Genomic DNA, 15,264 nt, shown 5'->3' with positions numbered 1-15,264 from the left:
AGGCCTTCTTTAAAAAATCTATCTCCATCTTCTGCTGGCCGATCGTCTTGAGCATCCGCTCCTCCTTCTCCTGGGCCTCGCTCTTGGCGTCCTTGGCCTTCTTGGAGAAGACCTCCTCGCCGTTCTTGAGGAACTGCGCCTTCCAGTTGGTGATCTGCGCCGGGTGGATGTCGTACTTCCTGCCCAGTTCCTGGATCGTGAAACGTTCGCTCAGGGCTTCCAGTACCACCTTGAACTTGAACTTCGATGTGTGTTTTCTTCTTCCCATTTGACAGTGAATTTAAGATTAAAAATTAAACTTAACTTACTGTCCTATTTATGGGGGTAATTATAATAGTCCTACTAATTGGGGAATGAACATTCTGCCAAGTTAAATAGGACTATCATTTCTTAAGATCAATAAACTGCATTTCAAAGTTTTCACTTTCTGGTGGTTCATACAGACTTCCATCTTCATTTGTTTGGGAATATATTATGCGCCCGTCATTGAAAATGAATTTTACATATCGGTTGGCTACAGGGGTTTTTGTTTCTGGTTTCAAATAGGTAGTTTCTTCCCAGTCGTTATGAATTTGTGGGTCATACCAGGTTGATCCTTCTTCTCTTTCAAATTTTTCGGTATACTGCTCATCCGTCCAGTATTGCTCCCGTTCTTTTTGTTGTACAGGGGTGGCTTCCGGGGTAGGGACATAGCTTTTGTACAAGGGAGGGGGGAAGCCTTCGGCCTTCCGCCTTAAAAAGTCCCTTTCCCTATAGGGGTCAAAGGCATCCCCCGGTGGTAGGGGACGGTTTCTGTCCATATACCAGACGTAGAATGACCATATTTCATAGTAAGGTTCCACATGAGCACTAAGATATGTGCCTAAAAGCTTATTGTCTGGATATGCTATAGCAAGTTTCATGTCTATGTTACCTGACGATCCTCCCGTACCTACCCAATATACAATTGCTTTATCAAATTCAATTGTGAACGGTTTTCCGTATAACTTTTTTGGAAATGTAATTAAACCATTTCTTCTATCTAATGTTATATATTGTTTTGATATTGTTAGGGCATAAACTAAGGATAGAACAAACACTAAAAAAAGTGTCGTATAAAAAATAACCCATGGAATTTTGAAATAATTATTATCAGGAGTAAGAATGAATAATATAATAAAACCGAAAATAGAGAGAATGCCTCCCGCATAGGCTGAAAGAATTCTCATAGTATCGATAACAAGGGTGTTGTCATCAAGGTTTTCAAAAACCTCCCGTTTGTTATATTTCTTCAGAAATTTTTTGTCTACTTTTTTAAAGGAATCTGTAATCTCAAATTTTAGATATGTATTTAAAACTTTTTTAGAACTCATTGAATTTATTTCTTCCATGCATAACCAGATTTTAAGTTCTCCAAAGTACTTACTCGTACATTACTATGGTAGGTATGGTTCATATTGGTAACGTTCATAGACGCTATTGTTTCAGATTTTAATTGGTTAACACCTGCTATAACTCCAATATAACGTTCTAATCCGTCGTGTCGATTTGGATAATATTTGCCCTCGCCAATATCTAAATAACAGACGAACAATATTTGGCTGTTTTTATTGTTTCCAACCAAAAAGTGATCGGGTATTTCAAAATTGATGATTGCCTGTGGCGGTTTTTCTTTAGTTCCCTTTTTACGTGTTACTGCTGAATCGATGTCCAATTTAATGCCTCTTCCATTGAGAACTCCTTTTTGGTAATAATGTACTTCATAGGATAACTGACTGGGGTCATTAAAAAATTGCCTAAAACTTATTGTTGCTGTAAATTCTTTAATATCACCTTCTTTGATGGTTGTCCCTACGGTATGTCTACTGTAAGATTGTATATACTCCTCTTTTTGGTTTACTACTTTTCTTGGTGTTAATCTTATATCCGCACAAACGATAAGATCAGTCAATTCTGCAGCTGCTAATTTAAAATCTATATAACGTTGGTATTCGTTATCCGTATCACCAATAAGTTCGGTTCTGCTATTGTAGAAACGCTGATTATATCGCCAAGTTAATTCAGCGGGGTTTTTATCCAATGCCTTTTCATCACTGAAAGCAAAGTGTTTAAAATAAGCTTCTAACGGAGAATCTTTTAAGTAATAGGCTAAAAACACCAAACCTACACCAATTCCTGCAGCAATCCAGCCATAAGGACCTAATACAGAACTGGACCCCATAATAGTTGCTACAGTAGCAACTGAAAACGCTGCACTAGCTCCGATCCAAGCCCACATAGCATCCTGGTCGCGCCGACCATGACTTTCTAAGGCTTCCCAGCCACATATAATAACAGTCACACCCATACCCGCAATTTCAGCTCCTAAAGCTAACCTAGAAATGAGTTTTGTCGAAGAGCTGCTCAAATGTTTTGTTAATATTGACTTACTGAAATATGCAGAAGCTGCTAATAATTCAAAACTTACACCAGCTAAAGCTATCCCATTTTTTTTATTCTCTTGACTACTAAAAGAGTCATAGGCCGCAGTCACATTAAAAACTTGAAGCAATGCAACGACCCCTCTAAACGGGGTTCCATTTAAAAGTGTACCTGCACGTCTCGCTAATCTGGTAGGTGCTTTGGTAGTAATGGTTCTATATTGTGTAATTTCCCTTTCTACTTCCTGAATAACAGGTACGTCAAAAATATGATTTCCTCTGGAAGATTCCATCAACACGATTTCCGGCGTATTTGTCTTAAATCGTACAACATCTTTATTTTTACCACCATAAAAACCAAGAATGTCCTTTGAACGATCTAGTTTCATTCCTTTGTCACCAAGTTTTTGAACTATTTCTTTGTTCCGTACTTGATATAATTTTACTTTACCGCCATCAGGTCCTTTGGTTTTTAGGTTGATGGTGTTCATTCTATTCAGTGTAAGTTTATATCTGCCTTGAACCGGTACTTTTTTAAGTTCGATATAAGACTCAACTTTTACAACATCTTTTAAGGCGTATTTGGCATAAGCTTCCAAACTAGCAATAGCAAAATCTGCCATTTTATTGGAGACATCTATACCTTGTTTGATTATTTCTTCATCAACCGTAGCTTCCTTATTTAGAACGGCTTTATAGGAATTGTCTTCTCCTTCTTTTAGGGAATCTTCTATCAGTTTGTCCCATTTGTCATTTTTCTCATATTCATCCCTAAGATCTAATGTACGATCAATATCATGAGGGTTGATTGCCAATAATCGTAGATGTTGCATGATTGTGTATTTGCCGTCCACGATATTAAGAACAGAACCATTAACATGATCTATATATGCATTTTTATAAAAATCAGAGTCAATAAAGTTTCCAAGGTCATCTCGTAAACCATTAACTTTTTTTCTTTGTATTTTTCGTTCTTCAACCCCTAGTACATCTAAAAGTTTCTGTTTGTAGATTCCTCGTCCCCAACCGATTCTACTTCCTCCATCATAATCATCTATCATATCTTCGTTATTGTAAACTAATTGATATGTAGTGAGCGCAAGATTGAACATTGCGTTGATTTGTTCTTTCTCTTCGGATAGTTTTTCAGGTTTGCCGCCAGATAACATCCTTTGGTAGATTTTATCTACATTGGATGCCGTTTGCATAGATTCTAAAATAGCACGGTGTCTTATGATTTCTGTTGCTAGTTCCGTAGCGATTTCATTAGCATTCCCGATAGGGTCGTCTAACGTAACGAACATATCCGTTAGTACTTCAGGTTCTTTATGGTTTGGTTTTTCGTCCCGGTTTTTCTGACGTTTTTCTTCTTGTTGTTGAATGCCATCTATCTTCCCTTGTATACTTTTGCATAAATCTTCCCTGGCCGATGAAAAATAAGTGACGACCCGATCATACGGCTTATAATCGGAAGCGTTTTCCGCAGTTTCCAAAGGAAAACCGTTTGCTTGTACCTTGATCATCCTTTCCTTTCTTTTTTTTGTGTCGGATACCAAGCCGTCATAATACTCCTTTGACCATTGCACGGAGGAATATGCGACCCAAACTATTGCTCCTAACTCGGCCTCATAATACCCGTTAGTATTGTTTTTACCATCCGTTATGCGAATATCAGGGAAACCTTCCCCGCCCTTTTCCCATGAAACCGATGCAAAATTACCGGATTGATCGATCTCGAACTCTATAGGAATGTTCGGTCTGGTTTCATCTATAATGTATAGGTACCCAGGGTTAAGACCTGTTCTGATTGTGCTAAAATTTTCTTGCTTGGGGGTTGAAATAATTACTTCATCTAAAGAAATACGACCATTTTCATCCTTTTTAACTTCGTTGTCGTCAGTACTTATTCTAGCCACAAGATGGCTTTCCTTTGGCTCGTTCGAAAGTTTGCCAAACCTTAAAAAGTGTAATTTAATGATCGGTTCATCTTCAGGGGTCAATTGAAGTTTTTGTGAACTAAAATCAAACGTCCTACCACCACATTCTACTTCTAAGGTAAGTACACGTTTTCTACTTTCTTTTTTTGTTTGGGTATTGCTCATGGAGTATCGGTTTTTTCTTTATTCCATTCTTCTGAAGTTTCCAATGGTTTTAACTCTGCAGAGCCATCAGCTTTTACCGTACCACTAAATTTTATGACGTTTTGCTCTCCGTCTATTGCTAATTCATCCTTTTCTTTTACAGATACATTTACTGTTTCTCCAGGATCCATATTTTCTGTCTGTACAAAAATGGAGGCCTTTTCACCATAGGCAATACTATCTATCTTTTCCACCCCATTTTCATCCATCCAATAGCTTTCTACAACTTTAGGAGCTTTGTCATTGCCCAACATGGCCCCAGGTATGGTCATGGCAATATTCTTGAATTCTTCCATGACACTACCGGCCGTATTAATTTGCATAGGTTGCAGAACGGTCACTTTGCCACCGGTGGCGCACATACACTCCGAATCTTCGAACAAGAATTTTTTGGATTTGCCCAAGGTTGCTTTTTCCGTGGTTTTTGTCCATTTCTGCAAGGCGGGGACACAAGGTAAATAACCGCCACTGGTAGGTTTTAGTTTGCACTGGCCAAAGGTCTGTGGTACTTGTACATCCATATCGGTAGCTTTGAACTTACCTTGGATCTTTACCTTTTGGTTTTCGGTGACCATCAGCTTGGCTGGGGTAAAGCCTTGGTCACATTCCAATAATGCACCATCCAATACGTATATTTTGCTACTCATCTTTTTCTAGATTAAAGTTAAGGGTCGTTGATTTTGTATAGATATCCTTAATGCTGAAAGAATACGTTAAATGCCCCTCGGTTATCAGACCTATTCTGGGTTTGACCTTGTAAAAACCATCGTAGTCGAATTCCAAGGAATGCTTGCTGCCTTTAGTGCCAAGCAGATTCCCTAGAAACACGTTCATTTTCTCCAATGGGAAGATTTTGTTTTTGGTGTCAAGTTCCGCCGAAGTGGAAATGGTTATGTTCTGAAACAAAAGATCCTGCTCGGCGATGGTCTTTTTTTCTATTATCGGAACATCAAGGTTATGAATACCGTTCATAAGTACCTTTTTATGTTCCAAGGACTTTTCCGTATTGAATTCCTGATAGAAGAAATTGGAGAAGAAGAAATTGTAGAAAACGTCGTTCCTGTATATTTTCTGGATGTTACTCGTTTGCATCTGCCAATCAAAATCACCGATAACTGTTTGTAGATCGGTAAAGGAATCCTGCAATATACCCTTAAGCTTACGCCATTTTTTTTGGACTTCCTCTACATTGATGATTCCGATGAGCTTATAATTTTTACTGACCTCAAGAATCAGCTCATCATTTATTTTAGCTGCGTTTAGCGCTAATTTTTGGGTCTTGGAAGGTTTGAATATAGGCCTGTTTTTGTCATCTAAAAAGAATCTGCGTTGTATACTGCTTTTATATTTTAAATTACCTTCTTCGGTAGTTCCAAGGTATTGAAGTGTAAAAAATAGAACAACACATGCATGTTCGACCTTTTTGCCCTTGGCCACCACATTCTTGATCTCGGCCGTATAACTTCTAATAGAGCCCTCCCCGTTAAGTTGGATCGGTCCGGTATGTTCTACCATGGTTTTTGAATACATGCTTTCGGGGATTGGATCGTTGTTATTAACTGGAAGCTAGATAGACCTTTACTTCTGCTTTTTTAATTGGGTATATTTCATTTTCGGTTTTAAAATATACCTTTAGGGAGCTATTGAACTTATCTATTTCAAAGATCAGGTTCGCTTTGGGGGCTTTCTTTTGGTTGTAGATCGTATCGAATAGGCCAAAGATCTCTTTCTCATCGAAAAACACTTTTGCCCCATAATTATTATTTTGGTCGTCCCTCCAACTCATTGCGCTTCTATAAGGAATCGGCCGTTCTTTCATTTCGGTAACCACGGGGTTTTGGCCATAGGTATTAAAGAATTCGCCATTGTAATAGTTTACCACAATGGTTTTCAATAAGGTTTCCCCTTCTTTTTTAAAAAGGACTTTTGGGGCCCAATTGTATTTATTACGATAGGTATCCCATATCCCAAAGGGAATGTTGTCCACATCAATGGCTCCTTTGATATCTTCGTTTATGATGTCATTTTTAATAACCTTTACGTAATCTTCGAGTGACCTAGTTGCATATGGTTTAAATTCTTTCATTGTCATTTCAATCTCTTTTGCCTGAAATCTGGCTATTTCTACGGTGAAACTCCCGTACATCCAAACGACCAAAACGCCACCAGGGGCCAATCCCAAAACAATACTGTCATAGGTTTCCTGTTGGTTACGGCTATTAATAAAACCTTCCTCAAACAAGGCCTCCATCTTTTCTTTGGGAAGTTCGAAGGTGCCGCCATAGAATTTTTCTTCGAGATAGGAAACCCATTTGATATCGAATTTATAGGGAACGGGTTTAAAATCCTCACCGACAATATGTGCGGCACCTGTATTGCCCCACCCTGTCATTAAGGTATGTCCTGTAGGGATATAAATAGAGGAACCATCCTGCATATAGAAATTTCCGGCAATAACCTCTGCAGGATAATATTTGGGCGCATTCGCAGTCGGGCGCCATTCAAATTTTTTCATATCGTCTTTAGGTTTGCAAGAAAAAAAATGCAACAAAATTGCAAATACTATGATCCATGTTCGTGTCATTTTAAAATAGCCGTTGATTAACCGGGATTAATTACCCGTGTTCTTTTTCCATTTTCAATGTTTGGTTTATTGACCCCCTGCCAAAATTAGGTACCGGTCATAATTAGAGAATCCGGGCTGTTTTTCCCTTTGTTTTGTTGAACCGTCTTATGATACCCGGCCCCAATACCCAGCCGCAAATACGATTCATTTCAGACCTGCCATTCCTTGTATGTTTTGTGGTAAACCTTGTACAGGCGGGAATGATTGTTCAGAACAAAAATGAGGTTAACCGTGATGATAGATATCAAAACAAGGAACAACTTTATTCCCGAGGTTTCATCTTGGCATAGGACACCTATGGTAAAGCCACTCATCAACCATGTCAAAACAAAATATAATAGTCCTAGGGAATTCATTTTCCCGGTCGCATTCTGCTTGAACAGTTTCAATAGTAACCGATAGGGAATATACAATAATAAAATGCCGCCATAGGCCATAAGCCTAATACTGTCGCTGCTACTGTTTATGCTTTTTAAAATATCGAAATACTCAAAACTGAACTCCATCGTACTGTTTTTCTTTTTCGGAGATCTGCAATAGTTCTTTTTTACCGTATCCCATGGGTTTGGCCAACAAAAGGGCGGGGAATTCCTTGATGCCAATATTGTACAGGTTGACGCTGTCGTTGTAAAGTTCCCTTCGGTCGGACAGGTGGTCCTCGAGTTCCGATACCCTTTGCTGTAGGGAGAGGAAGGAGGCATTGGCCTTTACATCGGGGTAGTTCTCCGAAACCGCCAAGATATGGGCAAGGGCCTTGTCCATTTCATTGGCCGCCTTTACCTTGTTGTCGTTATTGGAAGCGTTCAAATATCGGGTCCTCAATTCGGTGATCTGGGTGAGCAGGCCTTCCTCGTATTCCATGTATTTTTTGACGATTTTTACGAGCTCGGGTATTTCATCGGCACGTTGTTTTAAAAGGACGTCGATATTGGCGAAGTTCTTGTCGACGTTCTGGTTCAACATCACCAGGCGGTTGTAGATCTTGACACCGCTGGAAACGATGTAAACCAAGATCAGGGCCAGTACTATGATTAAGATTATGTTGTTCATATATGTAGGTATTAAAAATCTTATTGAAAGAGCTGTTCCGGTTCTGATTTAAAAAAGCGAAAAAAAGCTTACCACGATTTTTTCGCCTTCTATATTGATGTTACAGAGCAGAACAATACTGATGATTACTATTAAAAATATAAAATGTCTTATAAAGGAATGATATAAAGGGGTCGATTGGTTATGTTGATAAACATAATCCAAGGGTGCGATGGCGAAGATATTTTTTGTTGGATCTTTTTCAACGAACACCTGCCCGTCCTTATTGGTCGCCTTACCTATCAAGAGTACATCCATGTCTTCTTTTAATAAAAATTGCTGATAACGTCTGCCGTTGGATTCATAGCTGTGTTCCGATTTGGGGAAATCCAATAGGCTTATGTTTTCTCCCTTAATGGTTACTGTGCCCGTATCATCGGTAATTTGAAAGGTATTGCATTGGGTCTCCGTTAAAATATTGTCATAGTATGTCCGGCCTTTGTTGTCCGTTCGGATTATATCGATTTTATAAATATAGCCGATGCAGGGCACTTTTTTTATTTTGGAGATTAGGGGTTCCAACATAACGGTTTTCCCGTAAACCTCTACCAGGCCCATGGCCATGGACCGTATCTTTGAAGAGGGCAGTAGGGTCTGTAGGTCATAAAAGGTATCGCTTTTAGAGGGAGTTAAGGTGCTTAGGACCAGAATAAGTACTATTAAGGGTATTAAGCCATAGGGGGCTGTCATTATGGATATCGGGACAATGGCCCCTACGGTAAGTAACCAGGCTATGGTAGAGAGTGGCACCTTATTCTTTATTATGCCATAGATGGGGGCAACAATGATCAAAATAAGAAGAATGGAGCAGTCGATCCATATAGCCAGTGGTACATAACCAGGGTCGTACAGTACGGTGAGGATCATTAATACCAGGGGAACTGCAAAAAGTGGCCGGATATTTTTTGCCTTTAGGTTGAATAAGGATTTCAAAATAAAATAATAGGCCACACCAAATACTATCGATGAAAAGGTCATGATAGCTATGATCAATGCATCTACATTATCCCAATAAAAAAGATTCAAGGCGTCTTGTTTTGGTGTAAAAAGGTTTGAAATAGACTTGGGCCGATACAACAAAAGCTACTTAATACATTTAATTAAATAGCTTTTTGGAGGGTTTGTTGATAAGGCTTGTCTTTTTGGTCTGAACGGTACTCTTTACAAATGAGACAGTAAAAGTCTATACAAACAAATTTATCTACTTGTTACCGAATGACTTCTAATCTGTCAGATTCTTTTGGTTTGTGTAAAAATAAAGGAATCTGATATTGAGTCTTTTTAGTTTTGTTTTCAAAAAACAACGCTGGTTCAAGGTTTGGTTGTTGAAGGGAAATAACCTTTTCGTCTCCATAAAGAAACAAGCTTGCGTTTTTCGATATAGGGGCTATTTGCATTTCTGGGTCATTTAAAAATGTGACCAGTTCTTCCCACTCACTATCGGTATCCGCTTGAGAGGAGTAAATACTTGTATCCACTTCTTTAAGCTTTGTTAAGTAGATTTTTTTATAAGCCACAAAATCCTTTTCCTTTAAAATAGTATGAATATTGTTATAGAAAGCAAATACTTTATCTGTTAATGATTGGTTTATTTGTAAAATGCTTGAGTCGGTCCAACCTTTCAATAAATAAGGGACTGTGGCTTTAAAATTAGTTTTATATTCAAATAAGGGTATAGGCTTATCGAATAATGGGGTTTGGAAAACATATACTTCCGTAGGTATATTACTGGGCTCGGAAGTATCGTTAACAAGAATTGAAATTTGCAATTTTGAATGCTCGGTTAGATTAGCTTGGCTTTTCTGTGGCCAAAGTTTTAATGAAATACCTTGATTCCCTGATTTTAATATTAAATGGTTTATAGGGTATTGGGTCGAAATCATACCCGTATCCACATAACTGAAAACGGGCATATCATTAATTCGTATTTCAAAATTGCAGGAAGTGCTGGAAAATTTTATTTTATAAAAGGGTTTATCCATTGCTTAATTATTCTCTTAAATCTGGCATTTTTACTTTGTCTAGATATGGCTTGTAAATTGGCCATTGACCTTTTTTTAAAGCACTTGTCTTTAGTATTATTAGCATACCTTGTTCAGCCTCTTTGGCAGTACCTTCTGATGTACTAAACTTATTGAACTCGATTATTTTATTATCGCTTTCCCAAATATAGTACTGGGTTCCTTTGAAATTATAAATGAGTTTTCCAATCCCATATTTCTGTTCCAAGGCAGCAAGAAGTTCTTGGGTATTCTCAGTTGAAGAAGTGCTACATCGAAAACCGATGGGTTTATCATTTACTGTTCTTATTTCGACTATATCATCTCCTAATTTTATACCGTTATAGGTAATTTGATTTTCTTTTGGGGAAATAAAATAACTATAAATTACATTATTTATATTTTCCGCCAGATGGTCAAGTGGTTCGATTCTCGCAAATTTGAAGTCCGATTTAAGGTTAATTTCTCTTTTTTCTTCAATTTTAAGTGTTGAAATGGTTTTCTCAAAATTAGAGTCAAAGTTTATTTTATCTAGATTAAAATTATTTGAGCAACTAGAAGAAAATAATACTATTAGGCTCATGAATTTTATTTTATGCATGATTAAGTTTCTTTATTTAAGTAGTAATCTTTCTTTTCAAATTCGATTTTATCAGATTTGACTATAGGTGCTTCTGGAGGGCTTTGGTCAAATGTTTTTTTAATAATACCAAATTTTACGCTACCTTTTAGAACAAATGTAGCAATCACTCCTCCAAATTCTGCAACGGGCATAAAGTATACACCTTCTTTGTCAGCACCCGCTTCCAATCCTCCGGTGACACTTGTTTTGCCAGTTATACCTGCTTCTAAGTCGGCTTCAAAACTTCCAGCTGCTAACTTACCCGTGCTACCAGTTGCAGATAACTCAACTTCGACACTTATTTCGCCAACAACTTTAATGTCTCCTGAAGTTTCAGTTGGTATTAATGTATTAATGTCAACTTTGCCGTCAACGTTGATATCCCCATTAAAACGCGTTTCAAATTTTATATCTAAATGATCTTTAGCTTTGTCTCTTAAAAAATTCACGACCTTTGTAACTCCGGGGGAAAAAGTGGTGGCAAGAACCGAAAGTAGGTCTAGAGTAAATTTAGCCCCTATTAGAGGTTTGGCGGAAGCCCCCACAGTAACCATGGTAGCTACCTTATGGACATAATCGGGGGTTTCACTATCCATTTCTTTTAAGTACCATTGTGCGGAAGCCGCAATGGCGGGAGATTTTATTTCCAATTCAAAAGGTGCGCTTCCTTTTAATTGTGTGGTAATGTTATCTACTAAACCTTTAACTTTAACAAACAGACCTAAGGTTTTACGGATATTCTCCATGAATTTATCCCCAATCTCAACAGCATCGCCTTCGTCCCATTGGGCTTTTAGAGACCAACCAAAGGACTGGGCCATTTCCCTCTCTCTTTTAGCCCATTCTGCGTCTATGGCAGCACCTATTGCTTTTTTTCTGTCGATGCTATGTTTGGGGAGCCCTTCGCTAAAACCATATGCAAAGGGGGCATCATGGTTCCATTGAAATTCTAAGGTCCATTTAATATCGGAGTATACATGTACTGGTACATGCTCTTTATAGCTACAGGTATCAAAATAGAAGTCATATTTACGGCACAATCTTTTTCCTTTAGGCCATATATAATGTAAAGGAGCCAAATGATTTTCGCTAAGATTACAAATGACATCATGTTTGATTGTGTTACCTCCTTGTAAAACCACGTCTTCTTTTATGGTAATATTATCATTGTTCTTATGGCTGACGACTATTTTTTCGTCGAGATGTTCAGGTATACTGCTGGGGCATTCTCCGACTTGAAGCCCTTCTGCTTTTATAATTATATTATTAATGTTTTTATTAGCACCTGAAACCATTTCATATGGCTCTGGATTTATCACCGTTTTGTTCTGATCAAAATAGATATAATCTCTATTTGTTTTTTCCTTTTTCTTTTTAATGATCAATGAAGTGAACTTGCAGGGGTTGTACCTCAGTATACTGTGCTCAACGCGTCCAATGGAAACTGGTACAGCACTCCCTTTTTCAGATTTTCTATCGGCAATCTTATTCTGAATGTCAATATAATTAGACCTCAGGCTTTCTTTTTTTCCTGTTTTTGGATGGGTATAACTGATTATCGGGGTCAATCGTAAATAATCGTTAAAAGTTTGTTCTGCAAGATTGAACAATTTATTTCTCCAAATACTTTTAATTGGCACATTTAAAATAAGTTTTCCCAGATAGGTAATGTCACTAACAGAATCAATGATTGTTCCTTCTTCATCTTCTTCGAAATCGATATGTAACAATTCACCATTTAGACCCTCGGTTTCGATGTGTAATTGGAGCATGTCTCCAAACTTCGCTTCGGCATATCCTAGTTCCGCCCCATTATTATCGTCTTGATACTTTTTCCAAGTTACATTGGTGATTTTAGGATCACATTGACCTGATACATAGAAACCTGAGGGTAGTTTGTTTTCAGGGTATGAGTGAAAGGCTTCTATCCAATTAAGGGCACTGCCACATAGTTTTTTCTTTAGGACGGCTCTTACCACTCTACCTTTAATGCCTACAGCATCATCCTTGGTGAATATTCTGTTCTTGTCACTCAGGGTATGCCATATCCAGCTTTCTTTTCCTTTCCTAAAGGATGGTGTTTGTGCGTAATAACCGTCATCAGGTACAAAGACATCTAGATACATGCCATCCTCCTTGCTTCCCATTAATATGTGGTAAGGACTATGTAGAGATCCGGTCTTTGCTTCGACCCCGTTTGACTCTTTGGCAACTATTCTTTTTACTCCGGTAATATACTGTTTCTTACTTTTCATTTAGATTAATTCAATACCATCATAATCCTCGTTCCTATATTTTGCGGTTCCCAAATTGACCATGGGGTTTAATTGACTATGTATGTCTTCATCCGCATCTTCCAAGGTGGAAGCTGGTATGCTTATCGTCTGTCCATGGTTAAATATCGTTATTGTACCACCGCCTGCACTGCATTGTGCAGTACTTGTGTCCAAAAGAGGCTTTCCTCCATTGGGAAGTTCTATGTTTTCATAAAAGCCGGACCATTCTAAATTGGCGGCACACGGCATTGAAGAAGGAGTGCCAGGTTTACAAGTGGTAAAATTTACAGAAGCTACTGTTTTTTCTAAATCTGTGGCAATAAGTTTTTGTGTGCCTTGGTCATCGTTGATGTAATATTTTTGTTGAGTTATTACCTCCATGGGAAGGGATGGTACCCCGGGAGCCATAGTGCAATTACAGATAGCACCTTTGCACACCAATATTCCGTTTTTTTCTGGTTTTGCCATAATTTGTTCTTTTTCTATTAGATTTCAAAAGCTTCCATTCGAAAACTTCTTCCTTTGCCATATGGTAGCTCTATGAAGCAATCTGAAATAATGGACTTTATAATTTTTGAATTCTTATCTAATTGAAATGTCGCCTCCATACGACCATTTTTATTTTCATTGGAAGGTGTTACCGGAATATCTTTTAAGGTTACCAAATCGTAGGCACTGCGTTCTTCGTTTAAAATACCTTCCATTTTTAATGTAATTGTACCGTAACTACTAACCTCGTGGTTTATTTTTAATTCGGATAAAAAGGTAACTGGTAAGGTGTTGGGCAATATGGGTATTTTTATTTCAGTTTCTGTCATGTTAGTCAACATACCATATGTTTGATATATGGGGGTTAAGTAAAAGCAAAGAAAGATATCATGTTCTATTGCTTTGTGCAGCAAAGTATCATCTTCAATATTTTTGTCTGTTGTTTTTAAATACCAGTTTACCAGTTCATGTGCAAACCTATTGTTTAAGATTTCTTTTTTTTTATTCCAGTTTGCCCGGATTTTTCCGCTATTTTTAATTTGTTTTTTATTATGTTTCCACCCTACTTCCAACTGAATGGGATAGAGGGCCAAATTACATTCTGTAGCTATGACATCTAAGTTTTTATGTGGTTTTTGATCATTAATTCGTACGTTTTTCTTGTCAAAATTGTACAGCCATAAGAACATGTCCGTTTTTTGGGCAATTACCTCTATTTCGTAGGTTATGAGCCCTTTTTCCTTACCCTTGTCGTCGTTGAATTTAATTAGGACACCATATTTCCTTTTGAAATTTGAGGGTTCGATTTTTAAGTAATTGTCAATTCCTAAATTGACCTTTTCTTTATAGTTTTTCAAAAGAAGTAAGGGTTAAAATAATTTTACCTTTTCATTGCTTTGTACATCAACAGATTTTTGAGAAAATAAAGTCAAATTTTTGGATGTACTGTTCACGGAGATTTCGTCAGCAGTTTCTTCTAATTTTTTAGCATTGACCATAATTTCGTTTTCGATAATATCATTTTTGTTTTTGGCCATGGTATTGACAGTTTCTCCAGCACTAGCACTAATATTTCTACTTGCTCCGGCCGTAATATCTTCCTGTGCGTCTAATTGTATATTTTTAGCTGAAAATTTTATGGTTTCTTTAGCGGTAACCGTAACGTTATTTTCTGCATTAACATTTACATTGTTTTTCGCATTGATGGTAATGTCGTTGGTAGCCGTATCGATCTGAAAAATATTCTCGTTCTTATCCTTGATCGTAATACGCTCCCCGCCATCGGTATCGTTCAATTCTATGATGTGGCCACTTCTTGTCTTGATAGCTTTGATGTTGTTGTCGGCATCGGCCAGGCCGCTCTTGGCACTGCTGTTAAAGCCCGCGCTGATCACGAAGGGTTTTTCGGGGTTGTCGCTCTCGAAGCCGACCAATACCTCTTCCTCCTTTTCGGGGATAAAGTAAAAGCCTTTTCCGCTACCGGAGTAGGGGGTGGCCATCTTGATCCAAGGGGTACTGGTGCCCATCGCCCTTTGCCAGGGGAACTGTACCTTGATACGTCCGAGTCCTTCCGGATCGGCATTGTCGAGTACCCAACCTCGTTGTGCGCCCGATCGGGGCGC

General features: G+C 38.1%; 15 protein-coding genes. All 15 read right to left on the bottom strand.

Going from position 1 to position 15,264, the window contains the following annotated elements; translation table 11 throughout:
* A partial coding sequence (locus tag BUB37_RS21070; RefSeq protein WP_072995902.1) for a transposase occupies positions 1 to 268 on the bottom strand: 268 nt, incomplete at its 3' end.
* Between the two features lie 115 nt (positions 269 to 383).
* Positions 384 to 1,370: a hypothetical protein gene (locus BUB37_RS21065; RefSeq protein ID WP_072996031.1), complete on the bottom strand. Its 987-nt coding sequence runs from the start codon at positions 1,368 to 1,370 to the stop codon at positions 384 to 386.
* Complete coding sequence (locus BUB37_RS21060) at positions 1,358 to 4,501, bottom strand: toxin VasX (protein ID WP_072996029.1); 3,144 nt, start codon at positions 4,499 to 4,501, stop codon at positions 1,358 to 1,360. The genes BUB37_RS21065 and BUB37_RS21060 overlap by 13 nt, the downstream gene beginning before the upstream one ends.
* A complete protein-coding gene (locus BUB37_RS21055) occupies positions 4,498 to 5,187 on the bottom strand; it encodes a DUF4280 domain-containing protein (protein ID WP_072996027.1) in 690 nt (229 codons plus the stop codon). Before BUB37_RS21055 ends, BUB37_RS21060 begins: the two co-directional genes overlap by 4 nt.
* Positions 5,180 to 6,070 carry a hypothetical protein gene (locus BUB37_RS21050; RefSeq protein WP_072996025.1) on the bottom strand — a complete coding sequence of 297 codons (891 nt, stop codon included), beginning with the start codon at positions 6,068 to 6,070 and terminating at the stop codon, positions 5,180 to 5,182. Before BUB37_RS21050 ends, BUB37_RS21055 begins: the two co-directional genes overlap by 8 nt.
* A 25-nt stretch (positions 6,071 to 6,095) precedes the next feature.
* Complete coding sequence (locus BUB37_RS21045) at positions 6,096 to 7,055, bottom strand: DUF2931 family protein (RefSeq protein ID WP_244526921.1); 960 nt, start codon at positions 7,053 to 7,055, stop codon at positions 6,096 to 6,098.
* Between the two features lie 260 nt (positions 7,056 to 7,315).
* Positions 7,316 to 7,672, bottom strand: a complete 357-nt coding sequence (locus tag BUB37_RS21040) for a hypothetical protein (protein WP_072996020.1) — start codon at positions 7,670 to 7,672, stop codon at positions 7,316 to 7,318.
* Positions 7,656 to 8,216 (bottom strand): LemA family protein, encoded by a 561-nt coding sequence (locus tag BUB37_RS21035; RefSeq protein ID WP_072996018.1) that lies wholly within the window; start codon positions 8,214 to 8,216, stop codon positions 7,656 to 7,658. Before BUB37_RS21035 ends, BUB37_RS21040 begins: the two co-directional genes overlap by 17 nt.
* A gap of 48 nt (positions 8,217 to 8,264) precedes the next feature.
* Entirely contained in the window at positions 8,265 to 9,281 is a 1,017-nt protein-coding gene (locus BUB37_RS21030; RefSeq protein ID WP_139278177.1) for a hypothetical protein, read from the bottom strand.
* 182 nt (positions 9,282 to 9,463) lie between these two features.
* Entirely contained in the window at positions 9,464 to 10,237 is a 774-nt protein-coding gene (locus BUB37_RS21025; protein WP_139278176.1) for a hypothetical protein, read from the bottom strand.
* A 7-nt stretch (positions 10,238 to 10,244) separates the two neighbouring features.
* Positions 10,245 to 10,838 carry a hypothetical protein gene (locus BUB37_RS21020; RefSeq protein WP_139278175.1) on the bottom strand — a complete coding sequence of 198 codons (594 nt, stop codon included), beginning with the start codon at positions 10,836 to 10,838 and terminating at the stop codon, positions 10,245 to 10,247.
* A 20-nt stretch (positions 10,839 to 10,858) separates the two neighbouring features.
* Complete coding sequence (locus BUB37_RS21015; RefSeq protein WP_072996010.1) at positions 10,859 to 13,132, bottom strand: hypothetical protein; 2,274 nt, start codon at positions 13,130 to 13,132, stop codon at positions 10,859 to 10,861.
* The gene (locus BUB37_RS21010; RefSeq protein WP_013991796.1) at positions 13,133 to 13,621 is read right to left on the bottom strand and encodes a DUF4280 domain-containing protein; all 489 of its coding nucleotides are present in this window, start codon (positions 13,619 to 13,621) and stop codon (positions 13,133 to 13,135) included. It abuts the gene before it with no gap.
* 17 nt (positions 13,622 to 13,638) lie between these two features.
* Complete coding sequence (locus BUB37_RS21005) at positions 13,639 to 14,499, bottom strand: hypothetical protein (RefSeq protein WP_072996008.1); 861 nt, start codon at positions 14,497 to 14,499, stop codon at positions 13,639 to 13,641.
* A gap of 12 nt (positions 14,500 to 14,511) precedes the next feature.
* Positions 14,512 to 15,264 (bottom strand): phage baseplate assembly protein V (locus BUB37_RS21000; protein ID WP_244526919.1); only part of this gene is annotated, 753 nt, incomplete at its 5' end.

Origin of the sequence: Pseudozobellia thermophila (assembly GCF_900141855.1) — a bacterium.
Lineage (GTDB): Bacteria > Bacteroidota > Bacteroidia > Flavobacteriales > Flavobacteriaceae > Pseudozobellia > Pseudozobellia thermophila.
Note: the sequence above shows the minus strand (reverse complement) of the source record. Positions and strands in the feature narration are given on the sequence as shown.